The 17,061-nt window shown below is 37.4% G+C and carries 13 protein-coding genes; 11 read left to right on the top strand and 2 right to left on the bottom strand.

What is annotated here, in order from left to right; genetic code table 11:
• Positions 1-24 precede the first annotated feature (24 nt).
• From LA313_RS02410 to LA313_RS02365, 10 genes are all read left to right on the top strand, one after another.
• On the top strand, positions 25-972 hold the full coding sequence (locus LA313_RS02410; RefSeq protein WP_228913017.1) for a GNAT family N-acetyltransferase: 948 nt from the start codon (positions 25-27) through the stop codon (positions 970-972).
• A 306-nt stretch (positions 973-1,278) separates the two neighbouring features.
• A complete protein-coding gene (locus LA313_RS02405; RefSeq protein WP_228913016.1) occupies positions 1,279-2,178 on the top strand; it encodes a hypothetical protein in 900 nt (299 codons plus the stop codon).
• A gap of 306 nt (positions 2,179-2,484) precedes the next feature.
• Entirely contained in the window at positions 2,485-3,453 is a 969-nt protein-coding gene (locus LA313_RS02400) for a polysaccharide deacetylase family protein (protein ID WP_228913015.1), read from the top strand.
• A 177-nt stretch (positions 3,454-3,630) separates the two neighbouring features.
• Positions 3,631-4,794 carry a glycosyltransferase family 4 protein gene (locus LA313_RS02395; protein WP_228913014.1) on the top strand — a complete coding sequence of 388 codons (1,164 nt, stop codon included), beginning with the start codon at positions 3,631-3,633 and terminating at the stop codon, positions 4,792-4,794.
• Between the two features lie 31 nt (positions 4,795-4,825).
• Positions 4,826-5,431: a sugar transferase gene (locus LA313_RS02390; RefSeq protein ID WP_228913013.1), complete on the top strand. Its 606-nt coding sequence runs from the start codon at positions 4,826-4,828 to the stop codon at positions 5,429-5,431.
• Positions 5,431-6,048 (top strand): acetyltransferase, encoded by a 618-nt coding sequence (locus tag LA313_RS02385; protein WP_228913012.1) that lies wholly within the window; start codon positions 5,431-5,433, stop codon positions 6,046-6,048. The genes LA313_RS02390 and LA313_RS02385 overlap by 1 nt, the downstream gene beginning before the upstream one ends.
• Positions 6,035-7,165 (top strand): DegT/DnrJ/EryC1/StrS family aminotransferase, encoded by a 1,131-nt coding sequence (locus LA313_RS02380; RefSeq protein WP_228913574.1) that lies wholly within the window; start codon positions 6,035-6,037, stop codon positions 7,163-7,165. The genes LA313_RS02385 and LA313_RS02380 overlap by 14 nt, the downstream gene beginning before the upstream one ends.
• A gap of 27 nt (positions 7,166-7,192) precedes the next feature.
• Positions 7,193-9,178 carry a polysaccharide biosynthesis protein gene (locus LA313_RS02375; protein WP_228913011.1) on the top strand — a complete coding sequence of 662 codons (1,986 nt, stop codon included), beginning with the start codon at positions 7,193-7,195 and terminating at the stop codon, positions 9,176-9,178.
• Entirely contained in the window at positions 9,178-9,957 is a 780-nt protein-coding gene (locus LA313_RS02370) for a polysaccharide biosynthesis/export family protein (protein ID WP_228913010.1), read from the top strand. Before LA313_RS02375 ends, LA313_RS02370 begins: the two co-directional genes overlap by 1 nt.
• Entirely contained in the window at positions 9,957-12,347 is a 2,391-nt protein-coding gene (locus LA313_RS02365) for a GumC family protein (protein WP_228913009.1), read from the top strand. Before LA313_RS02370 ends, LA313_RS02365 begins: the two co-directional genes overlap by 1 nt.
• A gap of 551 nt (positions 12,348-12,898) precedes the next feature.
• Here the strand turns inward: LA313_RS02365 and LA313_RS02360 are convergent.
• Complete coding sequence (locus tag LA313_RS02360) at positions 12,899-13,645, bottom strand: tyrosine-protein phosphatase (protein WP_228913008.1); 747 nt, start codon at positions 13,643-13,645, stop codon at positions 12,899-12,901.
• A 252-nt stretch (positions 13,646-13,897) separates the two neighbouring features.
• On the opposite strand from LA313_RS02360, the gene LA313_RS02355 reads away from it, so the two are divergent.
• Positions 13,898-15,085, top strand: a complete 1,188-nt coding sequence (locus tag LA313_RS02355) for a capsule assembly Wzi family protein (RefSeq protein ID WP_228913007.1) — start codon at positions 13,898-13,900, stop codon at positions 15,083-15,085.
• Between the two features lie 112 nt (positions 15,086-15,197).
• On the opposite strand, the gene LA313_RS02350 is transcribed toward LA313_RS02355, so the two are convergent.
• Positions 15,198-16,844, bottom strand: coding sequence for an ABC1 kinase family protein (locus LA313_RS02350; protein WP_228913006.1), 1,647 nt, complete (start codon positions 16,842-16,844; stop codon positions 15,198-15,200).
• Positions 16,845-17,061 lie beyond the last annotated feature (217 nt).

The following is a 17,061-nucleotide window of genomic DNA, read 5'->3' as shown; positions in this document are numbered from 1 at the left end:
ATAATATAACTTTTTTTTAAAAATATGGTGATAAGAAAGGCCACAGAAACAGATATTCCTGAAATTCTTAAGGTGCTGAAGGCGAGCTTAGGAGAAACTTCGTCAAGAAAAACAAAAGATGTATGGAAATTTAAGCATGTAAATAATCCTTTTGGAAAATCTCTGGTCCTAATTGCCCTCGAAGGAGATGCTGTTATAGGTGTACGTGCATTTATGCGATGGAAATGGCAGCGGGGAGAGAAAGTTTATTCCTGTTTTCGTGCTGTAGATACTGCTACGCATCCCGATCATCAGGGGAAAGGGATCTTTAAAAAACTTACCTTGGAAGCTATAAAAATTGCAAAAGTTGAAGGAGGGAATTTTATTTTTAATACTCCAAATGATCAGAGTCTACCAGGTTATTTAAAAATGAATTGGAAGGAAGTCGGCAAACTTAAGGTTACTATTTCCCCGACCAGTCCTTTTTTGTGGTTTAAGAAAGTGAATATAAAATATGATATAATAAGATTAGCTGGAAAGGAAGATCTTAATAACTTATGTGCGGGTAAAAATTTTAATATATCTCGTGAGGGAACTGAATTTTTTACACCTAAAACAATGGAGTATCTTTTCTGGAGATATGAAAATAATCCTTTACAGCAATATGAAGTCTTTTCAGATAATGGGTTATACCTTGCCGGATATATTAAAATAAGAAATTATTCCAGGGAATTAAGAATATCCGAAATTATTGTTTCTGATGATGCAAAACTTACAAAAGCTCGTAAAATGGTGAAGGCCTGGGCTAATAAATTTGGAGCTACAGTAATTAGTGCGGCAGAAGATCATGAACTTTATTCAAAATTGAAATTTTCTGGAGGCTACGGGCCGGTTATGACCGTAAGAAAGTTGAATTTATCTTCAAATGAAGATGAAGAAACCAAAGAGCTAAATAATTATAGATATAGTTTAGGTGACTTAGAGTTATTTTAGATGATTGGAGCCATATTTCTAGCGTTGTTCTTATATCTGGTAAATCAGGGGATTTTTGGGTTTTTTCGCAAGAGGCATAAGTTTTTTTCCATTTCTCTATTAAACAAATTATATTTTTATCATTTAATATTTTGGTTAACATATTATATCTATGCGTTAAACAATCCTTCGGATTCTAAGAACTATTATAGAAATACCCGCTCGTTTACAGGAGACTGGTTTGATCTTTATGGTACCAGTACTACCTTTATTGATTTTATAGCTTACCCTTTTACGAGTGTTCTGGATCTTCCCTACGTGGTAGTAATGGTGATATTTTCCTGGATAGGGTATCTTGGTTTTATATTTACCTACCTTTTTATTAGAGAAAATATTCCGGTTAAGATCAAATTATTTAAACGCTGGGATTTCTTATTCGTCTTACTGTTTTTGCCAAATATGCACTTTTGGACATCATCGCTCGGAAAAGGGTCAGTTATATTTTTAGGGATCATGATGTTTGTATACGCTTTAAAAGAACCAAAGAAGAGGTGGTTTTTTATGGTTTTGGGAGCTTTAATCACATATCATGTCAGACCCCATGTTTTCATGTTCTTGGCAATTGGAGCAGGTCTCGGATTCATGAGTGGAAATAAAAAAATTTCCATGCCACAAAAAATATTGGCCTTTGTTATGATGATTGGAATATTAATTTTAATTCAAGACCAGGTTTTGGCAGTTGTAAATCTTAATGAATCTGAAAATGTTGTGGAAGATTTTCAAGATTTCACCTCGTCCAGAGCGGAAGGCTTGAGTGAGGATGCAGGGTCTGGAGTTGATATGGCTAATTATCCTTTACCTGTAAAGTTATTTACTTTTTGGTTTAGACCATTGTTTTTCGATGCTCCGGGTATTCTCGGTCTTATTGTGTCAGCAGAAAACCTGTTATATCTTATCTTAGCTTTTAAGATAGTGAAAAGAGATTTTATAACTTTTATAAGGAAATCACCTTCCTTGGTTAAAATGAGTTTCGTAGTATTCTTTATGACTTCCCTTGCTATGACTTTTGTAATGTCTAACCTTGGAATTATAATGCGGCAAAAATCTATGGTAATGTATTTTCTTTTTTTCGTTATCTACTACTATTTGGCAAGCAAGAAATATCAAAGAATTTTAAAGATCAGAGAAATCAAAAGAAAAAAAGGTGAAATAATAAAGGTAACATAGATCAAAGCACGAAAAGACTGGTTTAATAGCTAAAAATTCCTGCTCTATTTGTCTTTAAATTTTTATAATAAATTTATGATCAGAAGAATAAGCAACAAGTTTTGATCTTTTGAAATTCCTCATCTTTATTTTAAAAGTTTAGCTTGTGAAGGAATTAAACTTTAGATCCAAATAGTTTTGAATCTGGAAAATTTTAATGAATTGTGAAAATACAAGGAACAGCGGATGATAAAAAACTCTTCATACTCTTTTTGAATGCCAATTGATCAACATCTTATTAAAAATTGTAAAAAAGTTTAAAGGCTTATGAATAATGGGCATTTAGTTATTTCTTTAGATATGGAGCTTCTTTGGGGGATTTTTGATAAAGTGGATTACAGAGAGCGAGAAACCTACTTCAGAAATACCCGTAGAATAATTCCACAAGTATTGAGAATATTTAGAGACTATGATATCCATGCTACATGGGCTGTTGTTGGAATGCTTTTTAATAAAAATTGGAAAGAATGGGAAAATAATATTCCAGAAAGACTACCAAAATATACTGAAAAACAACTCTCTCCCTACATTTTTGCAAATTCCATTATAGAAGCACCAGGTACAGAAAAATATGTTTTTGCCAGGGATCTAATCCACATAATTCAAAAAACACCATTTCAGGAGATAGGTACCCATACTTATTCGCACTTCTACTGTTTGGAGCCGGGACAAGATGTTGAGGATTTTAAGCAGGATTTAAAAAAAAGTATTTTGCTTGCCAGGAATATGAATATCAATTTAAGATCTCTTGTTTTTCCTCGAAATCAATTTAATGAGAAATATCTTGAGGTTTGCCGGAATTTAGGAATTGAAAGTGTTCGTTCAAACCCAGAAGACTGGTACTGGAAAAATACCCAAACCGATTCCCTTGTCACGAAAGTTTTCCGAACAGGAGATGCATATTTTGGTCCTAGGAATAAGTCTTATTTTTACACAAAAGAACAAAATAACCCTATATCTCAGAAAGCAAGTAGGCTATTGCGTCCGCATTCCCCGAACAAAATTTTAAATACTTTAAAAATTAAAAGAATCAAATCAGAAATGACATATGCTGCCCGTAATAAACAGATTTATCATTTGTGGTGGCATCCCCACAATTTTGGAAACTACCCTGCTGAAAATATTAATGATCTTAAAATTATTCTAGACCATTTTAAATTGTGCAAAATGAAATATAATTTTCAATCTGCCAACATGAATGAAATTAATACAATATTTAAAGAGCAAAAAGATTAAAAAGAGAATTCCATTGAACAGTTGACTGTCATTCAAGGTTTAATAAAAATTTCATTTTCATATTTTTATTTCTGACATAATACCGAACATATTCGTTTCAAATTTAAAGTTTTTTATTAACAATTATTTAAGGTCTTCCATTTCTAAAATGTATGGTTTTACCTCAGGATTCATTCTATGCCCAAACTCGTTCGTATTACTACCATTCCACTTTCTCTTGAAAAACTTCTGGAAGGACAGCTTTCTTTTATGAATGATTACTTTGATGTGATTGCAGTTTCGGCCGAAAAAGAACGGCTTGAAAAGTATGGTCGGGAGAATGGTGTCGGCACCTTTCATGTAGAAATGACAAGAGAAATTACTCCTTTAAAAGACCTTAGAGCAGTGTTTAGGCTTTACCGGTACTTTAAAAAAGTTGAACCAGAAATCGTTCACACTCATACTCCAAAAGCAGGAATTGTGGGAATGTTGGCTGCAAAGATGGCGGGAGTGCCAATACGGTTACATACCGTTGCCGGAATGCCCCTAATGGAAACTGTTGGTATTAAAAGAAAGATACTTGAGCAGGTGGAGAAGTTTACCTACAGTCTTGCATACAAAGTTTATCCTAATTCCCATGGACTGAAGGAAATTATTTTAAAGGAAGGTTTTGTAAAGAAGGGGAAACTTAAGGTTCTGGGAAAAGGCAGTTCCAATGGTATAGATACCGTCTATTTTGATCCGGACCGATTTTCCGCAGAAAACAAAACTTCCCTGCGCAAGGCATGGAAGATACCCGAAGATGACCTGGTATTTATTTTTGTTGGTCGACTGGTTTCGGAAAAGGGTATTAGCGAATTGGTTTGCTCTTTCCAAAGACTGCAACTTCAATTTCCGAAAATGTCATTGCTTCTGGTGGGACCTTTCGAGGAAGAACTGGATCCACTTTCTCCTTCAATTCATAGAATAATCGAGAAACATCCAAAAATCACTGTTACGGGTTACCAGGTTGATGTGAGGCCATTCCTGGCAATTTCTGATATTCTGGCATTTCCAAGTTACCGGGAAGGATTTCCTAATGTAGTAATGCAGGCGGGAGCAATGGAGCTTCCTTCAATTGTAAGCGATATCAACGGCTGTAATGAGATCATTTCAGACGGGATTAATGGTATTGTAATTCCAGTTAAAAATGAGAAAAGTCTTTTTAAGGCAATGGAAAAACTGGTTGCAGATGAAAAATTAAGGATGGAACTCTCTAAAAATAGCCGGGAAAAAGTTTGTAAAGATTATGAACGCAAAGAATTCTGGCATATTTTGTTAAAGGAATACAAAACCTTGGAGCAGGAAATTACAAAAGCCTAATTTAGCCAACCAGGAAATTTCCTAACTGTATATGTACAGAAACATTATTAAACCTTTGCTCGACTTTTTAGCTGCTTTCACTGGATTATTGCTCCTCAGTCCTTTCCTGCTTTTCTTAACTTTGTTACTTACCATTGCAAACCGGGGAAACCCATTCTTTCTGCAACGGCGTCCGGGAAAGAACGGAGAAATTTTCCGAATTATTAAATTCAAAACCATGACAGATGCTAAAGATTCTGATGGAAATTTGCTTCCCGATTCTGATAGACTAACAGCAACCGGAAAATTTGTGAGAAAGACTTCTGTAGATGAAATTCCACAATTGATCAATGTTCTTAAAGCAGATATGAGTTTGGTGGGTCCTCGCCCTTTACTCCCGGAATATTTAGAGCTTTATACTCCGAGGCAGCAGAAACGACATTTGGTAAGACCGGGAATTACCGGTTGGGCACAGGTCAATGGAAGGAACGCAATTTCCTGGAGCAAAAAACTGGAGTTGGACGTTTGGTATGTAGAGAATTTATCTTTTCTGGTGGATATAAAGATATTGTGGATGACCTTCCTAAAAGTTATAAAATCTGAAGGGGTGAATACAGCGAACATGGCTACAACAGAGCCGTTTAATGGAAATAATTAATGAATATCTACGGTGCCAGCGGACATGCAAAAGTGATTATTGATCTTGTTCATTCAAGGATGGAAGAGATCCACCATATTATTGATGATAATAAGGCGATAACCGGAATATATGAATATCCAGTAGTTCATGAAATAACACCTGAAATTCTCAAGAAAAAGACCATTATTGCGGTAGGGAATAATCTAATTCGAAAAAGAATTGCTTTGAGGCTCAAAGGAAATTTCTTTCGGGGTATTAGCCACGCCACGGCAACTGTAGATAAATCAGTGGAATTAGGGAATGGTTCGGTAGTCATGGCAAATGCCGCCATTAATGCCGATACAATAATTGGAGAACATTGCATCTTAAATACAGGTAGTATCACCGAACATGATTGCCTGCTTGAAGATTTTGTGCATATTTCGCCCGGTGCTGTTTTGGCAGGGGGAGTGAAAATTGGCGAAGGTTCCCATATTGGCATGGGGGCTTTAGTAATTCCAGGGATTAAAATTGGCAAATGGTGTACAATAGGTGCCGGTGCAGTAATTATTGAAGATGTCCAGGATTTTTCCACTGTGGTGGGTAATCCGGGAAAAGTGATTAAAATTTCTGAAATTAATGATGAACAAATCTAAGATCTATTTATCCTCTCCTCATATGGGAGGAAATGAAAGAAAATACATTGACAAGGCTTTTGAGGAAAACTGGATTGCACCCTTAGGTCCGAACGTTTCAGGTTTTGAAGAAGATATTGAAAAATATTTAGGTGAGGGGGTGAATGTTGCAGCATTAAGTTCCGGTACTGCAGCTCTTCATTTGGCGCTTATTCTTTGTGGTGTGGAACGAGCGGATGAGGTTTTATGCCAGAGCCTTACCTTTGCTGCATCGGCTAATCCAATTATTTACCAGGGTGCAACACCAGTTTTTATTGATAGTGAAGAAGAGACTTTAAATATTTCACCGGAATATTTAGAAAAAGCAATTATAGATAGGATTGAAAAAGGCAAAAAACCAAAGGCTATTATTGCGGTACACCTTTATGGGATGCCATATAAAGTGGATGAAATCCACGCTATAGCCGGGAAATATGATATATCGGTAATAGAGGATAGTGCTGAAGCTTTGGGGAGTACGTATAGGGGGCAAAAATGTGGCACCTTTGGGAAATACGGCATTCTTTCCTTTAACGGGAACAAGATCATCACTACCTCCGGAGGAGGAGCCCTTGTTACGAGAGATCGTAAAATGAAAGAAAAGGCGATCTTTCTGGCTACCCAGGCAAGAGATGCCGCTCCACATTACCAACACAGCCAGATTGGTTATAATTACAGATTAAGCAATGTATCGGCTGGAATTGGGAGAGGACAAATGGAGGTTCTTGATGCACATGTGTTGAATAGAAGAGAGATGAACGAATTTTACCGGGAGCTTTTCAGCACAGTAAAAGAGGTAAAAGTATTAAGTGAGCCTGAAAATACTTATTTTTGTAACCATTGGCTCACGGTCATTAAAGCAGAAAATAATGGTGATTTTGATACAAGTGCTCTAAGGGAGCATCTTGAAAAATACAATATTGAAAGCAGACCTCTCTGGAAGCCTATGCACCTGCAGCCTGTGTTCAAAGACGCTCCTTTCTACGGAAATGGAGTTGCGGCGGCGGCTTTTGAAAGTGGATTATGTCTTCCCTCAGGTTCAAACCTAACAGAGGAAGAAAAAAACAGGATAAGAACTGCAATTAAAGATTTTCTGTAGTTATAAAAGTTTTGAAAATAAAAATATATGGGTAGGAAGTTAAATTACGCCCTTAGACAAATTTTATCCAGCGAAAGTCGGCTGGATATTAGAAATATAAAATACCTCCCGAGATGGGCCATTCTTGGTATTGATATTTCAATAATTGTTGTGGCCGACCTCCTTACCGGTATCGCTTTAAGAGATCTTACATCCAATTTCTATGACTTCCTTTCTGTTTATGAAAGGATGTTTCTTGTAGTAGGGGTAAACATTTTTTTCTTTTTTGTTTTTAGAACCTACTCTGGTTTAATAAGACATTCTTCCTATGTGGACGCGCTTAGAATTATGTTGGCGTGCTTCAGTACTTTTGTCACCCTTATATTTGTCAATTATCTTACCTATTTCTTAGTTGGAGAAAAAATTTATTTGGTAGCGGGATTAATTTTTTATTTCCTGGTGTCGTTTTCATTACTTTTCCTTTTCAGGTTATCTGTAAAGCAACTTTACGAATATTTCAAGGCTACACAAAAGAATCAGAACCTTGAAAAGGCAGTAGTTTTTGGGGCTGATGAAAATGCCATCTCAATTGCAGGCGCTTTAGAAATTGAACATCCCAAACGATTTGACATCCGCGGATTTATTACTAATGACAATACCCGTCGAAATATTCGTATTTTGGGAAAACCTGTGATATATAATGGTTTAAAAGTAAGTGCAGAAGCCAAAGCTTTAGGGGCCTCAGCTTTGATACTTTCTGAAAATACCCTGACAGCTGAAGAAAAATTTTCCCTTGTTGAGGAGTGTCTTGAAAATAATATTAAAGTCTTTAATGCTCCCATTGTCTCTAATTACGAAGATGAGCAATCTGTTTCTAATAAAGTAAAATCACTGCAGATCGAGGACCTTTTAGATCGGGAGCCTATTCTTTTAAATAAGGAAAACAAAAGACAGCAGTTAACAGGAAAAACAATTTTGGTAACCGGAGGTGCAGGTTCTATTGGGAGTGAAATTGTAAGGCAGGTGGCGGAATATAAACCTAAATTACTTATCATTCTTGATCAGGCAGAGACTCCCATGCACAACTTGCAATTAGAGATACAGGGAAAATTTCCTGATCTTAATTTTAATTGTATTATCTGTGATGTTGGGAATAGAAAACGGCTTGAATTGTTATTTCAGAAAAGACAAGTTGACGTGATCTATCATGCTGCAGCCTATAAGCACGTACCTTTAATGGAAGCTAATCCTCATGAGGCGGTATTTGTAAATATTCAGGGGACTAAGAATCTTTCCGATCTTGCGTTGGAGTACAAAGTAGGTCATTTTGTAATGGTATCTACAGACAAGGCTGTGAATCCGACCAATGTTATGGGGGCTTCCAAAAGAGCGGCAGAGATGTATGTGCAGGCTTTGTATCACTCTGCCTGTTCCAATATGGAAGGTGGAACAAAATTCATCACTACCCGCTTTGGAAATGTGCTGGGTTCAAATGGATCAGTGGTACCTCTATTCCGGAAACAAATTGAAAAAGGAGGCCCGGTGACAATAACGCACCCGGATATAATTAGGTATTTTATGACTATTCCTGAAGCCTGTCAATTAGTCTTAGAAGCCGGCGCAATGGGAAAAGGTGGGGAAATTTTCATATTTGACATGGGCGAACCTGTTAAGATTATGGATCTGGCTATTAAGATGATAAAGTTAGCTGGATTTATTCCAAACAAACAGATTGGAATTAAAATTACAGGTTTAAGACCGGGAGAAAAACTTTATGAAGAATTGCTAAGTGATAAAAGTAAAACCCTTCCCACCCATCACAAAAAAATAATGATCGCAGTAGATACTCCGGGAAACTATGAAGAAATAAATGTTTCAATCGAGAAGATTATAAAATCTGCAAGTAAATTGAAGAGTCATAAAGTCGTGGGTAAACTCAAAATGCTGGTACCTGAGTTTAAGAGTAAAAACTCGACCTTTGAAAAACTTGACAAACTAAGTTCTATTCCGAATCCTGAAAAGAAAACTATTTAATGATAAATCTGAAATTTGAATATTTTAACCGGTTCCTTGGTTTTGCACTTGCAGTATTGTTCTTTTCATCCTGCGCTACGAGAGACGAGATCGTTTATTTTCAGGGAATAGAAGACTTACAGAATTTCAATGCTCCTGAAAATTTTCAGGCGGAAATTGAAGTGAATGATGTATTGCAAATTGATGTTTCTTCTTTAAATCAAGAAATTGTTCAACCCTTTATTATGACTTCTTCATCCCGTCAGGGTGGGGGTGGTCAAAACTCTCAGATGCAGGGATATCTAGTGGATATTGACGGTAATATAAATTTCCCGGTTCTTGGGGAAGTACCTGTTGTGGGTAAGACAAGGGAAGAACTGGAAGAATTTTTTACTGTCCAACTTAAAGAATACGTTCGCGATGCTGTTGTTCGTGTAAGGATTATGAATTTCAAAGTTACAGTTGTAGGGGAAATTGGTAGTTCAGTCATTGAAGTAACTGACGAGAGATTATCCATTATTCAGGCAATTGCAATGGCTGGCGACGTGTCTTATGATGGCAAAAGAGAAAATGTTTTGATTGTAAGAATGCAGGATGGAAAGCTCGTTCATGGGAGGGTGGATCTTACCAGTGCCGAGGTTTTTGAGAATCCATTTTATTACCTAAAGCAGAATGACATCGTTTATGTTGAACCCACTTATAGAAGGGTCAAATCTGCTGGATTTATCAATAGCTGGCAGGGGATTGTTTCAATAATAACCACCGGGTTTAGTTTATTTTATTTATTTAATAATATTTAATGGAAGAATTACAGGAGTTTTCTGAAAAGGAAGAATCTAATTTTGACCTTAAGGCAGAAATATTTAAGTACTTGATTCATTGGAAATGGTTAGTATTTGGCTGCTTGTTGGGTCTATTTATTGCTTTTTTATATAACCGTTACACCATTCCGGAATATGCGACGAAAGCAACGATGATGATGTTGAGCGATGAGGAAAATAATGTGGTTGGAGCCATGCCATCGGGAGGTACGTCGATATTGGCGCTTGGGGAAAATTCTCTTGAGAATCAGATTGTAACACTAAGATCCAAGAGACTGGTGGAAGGGGTTGTGGATGAACTTAATTTAAATATAGTCTACTTCCTGGAGGGAAAGGTCATTGCAGTTGAGGCTTATGAAAATTCACCCATAAAAATTGATTTTTTATCGCCTCCGGAACTTGTGCATCAATCATACCTTGATCTTACTGTTGTTCCTCAATCTTCCCAGAATTTTCTGCTCGTTCAGGAAGAGAAGGAATTTTCAGAAAATTTTAAATTCGGCCAAACAATTAATCTGGAGGGTCTGGAGTTTAAAATAACTTCTAGAAAAGAAATAAAAAATTCAGTTCCGGTAAATGTAAAAGTATTGCCGCTAAAGGAAGTTGCCAGAAATTACATAGAAAAAATGACGGTTGCTCCTGAAGGAAGGGCAAAAGATATATTGTCCTTGTCTATTGTTGGAGAGGTCCCTGAAAAATCAAGGGATTTTCTCAATACTCTAATGGTTCATTTCAATGACGATGGAGTGGCTGACAAGCGCCAGGTGGCAGAAAGTACAACCGAATTTATTCAGAATCGCCTGCAATTGATTACTCAGGAATTGGATTCAGTAGAAGGAGGAATAGCTGAATTCAAAAGAGAAAATCGCCTTATGGATGTTGGAAGTACTGCCAGTCAATATATGTCACGGGCAACAACCGCAGAGCAGGGAATATTTGAACTGGAAACACAATTAATGATTCTGGAGGGAGTGAGAGAAACTCTTTCCTCTGCCGATCCTTACCAATTATTGCCTGAAGGGGTAGGCATTGAAGGTGGAGGTCTTGGAGGTGCCATAGGAAGTTACAACCAGTTGGTTCAGCAACGACAGGCTTATCTCCAAAGCGGGACAGAAAAGAATCCGGTCGTTGAAACAATAGATCAACAATTAAATTCTTTAAGAGAAAATTTGCTTAATAATATTGAACAAACAGAAAGTTCAATAAATATACGACTGAGGGAGCTCAATCAATTGGAGGAGCAGGCCGAAGGACAATTTAGCACCTTTCCCGGTCTCGAAAAAGGAATACGAAGTATTGAGCGTCAACAACAAATTAAAGAGGAGCTATATTTATTTTTACTCCAAAGACGGGAAGAATCGGCAATTTCATTTGCTGCCACCTCCCCGGTTGCCAAAGTAATCGATCCGGCCTTCACATTGGATGAACCTATAGACCCTAAGCCATGGCTTATTCTTACCGGAGGTGGAGTAGTTGGCTTTCTTATCCCTTTACTGGTAATCTTTGGTATAAATTTCCTTGACACTAAAGTCCACCACAAAGGGGATTTACAGCCACTTATTAAAGATGTTCCCTTCCTGGGGGAGGTTCCTAAGATAGGTAAGGAAGAATCTGAGGTCATACAGTTAAATGATCGATCTCCTCTCGCAGAATCATTTAGAATTTTAAGAACTAATCTTGCCTATTTGGTGCAGTCAAGGAATAAAGAGAAAGCTGAGGTTATCTTTGTGACTTCCACCGTAAAAGGTGAAGGAAAGACCTTTGTCTCCTTTAATCTTGCCCGTACTCTTGCCAGTACCGGGAAAAAGATTTTACTTATTGGAGCCGATGTGAGAAATCCTCGTATTCATAAATTCGTTGGGGGCACAATGGAAAGGAAGGGACTTTCCGATTTTCTTTATAACAGGGATATAAAGGCAGAGGATGTAATTGATCCCATGAATCAGGATAATATTCCTGTTGATGTAGTATTTTCCGGCTCAATACCACCAAATCCTGCTGAACTTCTTATGAATGACAGAATGGAGGAATTTATTACAAGCCAAAAAACCAATTATGACTTTATTATTGTAGATACAGCACCTACAATGATAGTTACCGACACCCTCTTAATTAGTCCTTTGGCTGACACTACTATGTATGTGGTAAGGGCCGGTTTTACTGAGAAGAAGCTACTGGATTTTCCTAAAGATCTTAAACAACAGGGGAAACTAAATGGCGTGGCTATAGTTTTAAATGATGTTGATTATTCCAAATTTTCCTATGGGGCAAAATATGGCTACTCCTACGGATACGGTTATGGATATGCAGCCGATGAGGATAAAAAGGGATTCTTCAGCTTCCTTAAAACCCCCTTTAGTAGAAATTAAAATTTTTCATTTTAATTATCCCCGTCAGGGATTTGAAACCCTCACAGGGCTGAATGGCTAAGAACATTACTCATAAACGAAGATTGCTCTTATCGGACATCATAATCCTGGATACCTGACAGATCTAGTAAGAAGCGTCTCTAACATGAGCCTGAAGAGCTAAGACAAATCAGCCCGGGGCAACGCTCTGGGATAAATTATTATAATTATATAATGCCAATAATTATATAATGCCAGCCTGAAGGGCTGGAACAGGGTTGAGATAAAGGATAAATATTTTGCAGGTTATTTTGGAATAAGCCTTTATATGCCGCTCCGCCGGAGCTTTTCTCACAATACTTCCGTAGTTGCTATAAATTTTCCGCTCCTCCGGAGCTGATTTGTAAAGAATGAAGCTCCAGAGGAGCGACATGTTTATAGAAATATTTTACCATATTCTAATGAGCGCCGGAGGTGCGGCATACCATCAAAATAAAAAAATCTCATAGGTCCCAAAGACCTCTGTAAGTCATGATTCCTCAATTCCTGGTTTTTGCTCTTTTCGAAAACAATTAAAAAGAGAAAGTATCTCTGGTTCGTTGAATAACCGGTAGAACTAGGTCCAGTTGTTTTTTAGACAATTGCGCCCCTGAAAGTTTTTCCAAATGTCGCGTTTGATGAGTATCGGTTCCCAGAAAATCGATCATCCCCTCTTTCAGGAGGCTAAAAGCGATTTCCTGCATATTTTTCCCGTAGTGACCCACAAGACTTAATGCATTAAGCTGAAATAAGCAGCCTCTGTTTTTAAGATCTGTATAATTATTTAAAGATTTTGAATGAAAAAAGGCGTAGCGTTCAGGATGAGCTAATACCGGCTTGTACTGCTGAGTTTGAAGTTGGAATAGAATCTCATGTAGATTTATGGGTGCCTGGAAGTAAGACATTTCTACCAGTACTAAATTATCTTTTAAAGTAAGTAGACGCTCCTTTCCTAACAGCTCCATGAAAGCCTGATCCATCATGTATTCTGCTGCAGCCTTTATTTTTATGTTCCCTTCTCCTTCTTTATCCAGTCTCTTTTGAAGGTCCTCAAGGGCTGCTTTTATTGTTTGTGGCGTGTTTGGATAGTAATCATTCATCACATGCGGGGTTGCGATAAATTGTGTTATCCCTATTTCTTTAAAGTAATGAATTAATTTTAAAGAATCTTCCACTGTGGGTGCACCATCATCTATTCCCGGCAAGATATGATTGTGAATATCAATGAAATCTTCAAGATAATCTTTGAGATTATACTTCTTCTGAAAGAAACTAAACATACTTCTATATTAAAAAATAAAATTACTGTTTTTCTGTCAGAGTATATTGAGCTTTATCGGAAGAATACTACTTTTGCCATACAAAAAAATATAGTTATCAAGAAGCTCCCCTTCCTATTGTTATTATTCATTTCTGCTGTACAATCGCAGGAAATTGATTATTTTCTTTCAGCTACAGGTCAGGGAATAGTATATACCGGAGAAGAGAGTCCGTTTTGGATACATTCAAATCAGAGGGGAAGAATTGATGAAATGACTAATATTAGTTCCTGGGTGAACGGTCGTGGAACCTACGAATTTAGGAATGGCGGTATTTTAAAGGGGGGGCTTGGTCTACTTTACCACGATGGATATTCAAATAAACTACAATTAGATGAATACTTCGTGAGCTACGAAAATAGTTGGTTTGAAACCTATGCTGGAAGAAAACAAAAGGAAGAAGTTTTTAGCGGGCTCAGTGCTACTAACGAAAGTGTGCTGTGGTCTCTCAATTCGAGACCAATTCCCGGAATAACCCTCCAAATGAAGCGTCCCCTTATGTTTTGGAATACTGGGATTGGGTTTAAAGCATCATGGGAAGAATTCTTTTCAGATGAGACTGACAGGTACATTCAAAATATAAGAATTCATCATAAGAGTTTTCATCTGGTTTTTGATAGAATAAGAAACTTTGAAATAATTGGGGGAGTTCATCATTATGCGCAGTGGGCAGGAAAATCTCCGGAATATGGGGAACTTCCTGCAGGTTTTGATAATTATTTAAAGGTTATAACCGGGGGGAGCCTTACCGGGGGAACTGGCTTTATTGGGGAGCAGGAAATTAACGGATTAGGTAATCATCTCGGGGGTTATGAGCTTCAAATAAACACCTCCTATTCTCACTTTGATATTTCGCTGGTATATAATACAATTTTTGAAGATTTTTCCGGCATAAAACTTCGTAATACCCCCGATGGTCGCTACGGAATCTTTATTGAAGACAGGGAACCTGAAAAATTGGTGCAGGCTTTAATGTATGAGTATTATTTTACCCGTCACCAAAGTAAGACCTATCCAACTACAGATGGGAAGGATAATTATTTTAACAATCATCTATATCAATCCGGATGGACTTATAAACAACGGATTATCGGGCTACCTTTTATAATGCTTGATGAGGAAAGATTTAGAGTAGCACATAATAATATTGTCGCGCATCATATTGGGATAAGTGGAAGTGCATTCTATTATTATCCCTATAAATTTCTTGCAAGTTACAGAGCTAATTACGGAGCAAAAGGTGGGACTTCCAGGCCGATTGAAAGAATTATTTCGACTTATCTTGATGTAAACGTATGGCAGGAATTTGTAAATGTAAATCTTCAGATTGGAGCAGATCTTCATTCTGAAAAATCTTCAAATGTCGGCTTCGGACTTCGGGTAAGCAAAAATATTTTCTAAAGGTTGATTTTCTGTGAGGAGTAAATTTTCGCACTGTATATTGAGAACCATTTTACCTGTAGATTCCTAATTCAAAAATTCGCACCTCTAAATTCGTACTTAAAACTTCCTGTTACTCGTCTTTAAAAAGTATCGTATAACTTAAATATATTCCGGCAACAGCGGCTAACATAAAAAACAGAATTGCAAGCCCCGGGTAACCAAAAATCATGAAAGGGGAGGGGACACTCATCAGCATCGCTGCTCCAATGATCATGGCCGCGATAATAAGTCCCAGAGTTATTCTATTGGCAACTTTTTGAAAACCATCGGTAAATCTTTTTTCATCAATAGCGTCTATTTTAAAACGGAATTCGTTCCTGGCCAGGTTTTCTGTGATCTTATCCAGCCGGTCAGGCAGATTTTCAGCCAGTTTCTTGGAATCCAGAAAGACTGAAAAGATATCTTCTGGTTTCAATTCATTAATCATCTGATCCTGAAGTAATTTATTCATGTACCTTCTTACCGCTTCTCTCAGGTCATATTCAGGTGCCAAAAAGGCTATTATTTGATCCATGTTTAATAAGATCTTTCCCAGAATATTTACTTCCACGGGAAGAAGAATACCATTCCTGGCGGCACTCCGGTTCATTTGAACAAGCAGTCTTCCTGTTTGCATATCCTGTGCGGTACTGTGGCTACTTTCCTGCACCATGATGCTAATTTGTCTTCTGAATTCTTTTTCAGAAGCATGTTCAGTGATTTCGCTCATGCTTAGAAGAATGGTTGCGATCTCTTCTCCATCATTCTTACTTAAACCTAATAGAAGCCTTAGCAGGTAGTCCTTCATCTTTTTGGAGAACTGGGCTACCATTCCAAGATCCATAAGAGCAATCTTTTCATTCTCTAAAAGATGTATATTCCCGGGATGTGGATCGGCATGTACGAAACCGTCAGAAACGATTTGCTTTAGGTAAGCCTCGATAAATTCATCTACAAGTGCTGTATAATCGTTTTCGGTCTTTTTGAGGGGAGAAATACTCGTGATTTTTTTCCCTTTTACATACTCCATTGTTAGCACCTTGGAGGTAGTGTAATCGGGAATAGGCTGTGGCACAATGAGCCTGGGGTATTCCTTTAGATTAATACCTAAGGTAACCAAATTATTTGCTTCCCTAAGATAATCCAGTTCATGAAGCATAATACGTCTTAACTCCCCCAGGACATCACTAAACCCGTATTTCTTACCAACATCGGTATGCTTTACAGCCAGGCCGGCCATTTCTTCCAGGGTATCAAGGTCTTCCATGAATTTTTTCCTGATTCCCGGTCTCTGGACTTTCACAGCAACTGTTTTGCCCGACCTCAATTCCGCCAAATGTACCTGACCTATAGAAGCACTGGCTAAAGGTTCTTCCTCAAAATAGTTAAAGGCCTTAGAAATTTTTGTACCTAATTCATTTTCCACAATTTCCTGAACTTCCTCATAGGGAATGGTGGGATTGTCATCCTGAAGCGTCGCCAGGGCCTCCAGGTATCTATCTGGTAAGAGATCGGGGCGGGTAGAGAGCAGCTGTCCTAATTTTACATAGGTGGGCCCCATTTGTTTTAGATCCTCTACCAGTTCTTCTGGAGATTGTTCAAAATCATCGAACTTTCTGGCCGTTTCTTCCTCCATTGCGTTAGATGCAGTTTCATTTAAAAGGTCACTGTTCCAGTACTTCAACATGAAACTCAAAAATTTCTGGTAACGTTCAAGATTATTGGGGAGAATAGACATAAAGATTTATATGTTTATATATAGATGAAGTTAATGTTAAAAGTAGGGTATTAAACACCACTAAAAGACGGTTTAAAATATTTTTAACTGAAGTAGTGTGCAGTATGTTCTATCCTTTTGAAGTCGGACCACATAAAATGTTGAACTTTTGTTCGGTTACAACAGTCTGAAAGAAAATCATTTAAAAGAATAACTTTTTTTGAGGAGTAAAAAAGCA

The organism is Salinimicrobium sediminilitoris (genome assembly GCF_020866905.1).
Classification (GTDB): Bacteria; Bacteroidota; Bacteroidia; order Flavobacteriales; family Flavobacteriaceae; genus Salinimicrobium; species Salinimicrobium sediminilitoris.
The sequence above is the reverse complement of the archived record's forward strand: the minus strand, read 5'-3'. Positions and strand labels throughout refer to the sequence as shown.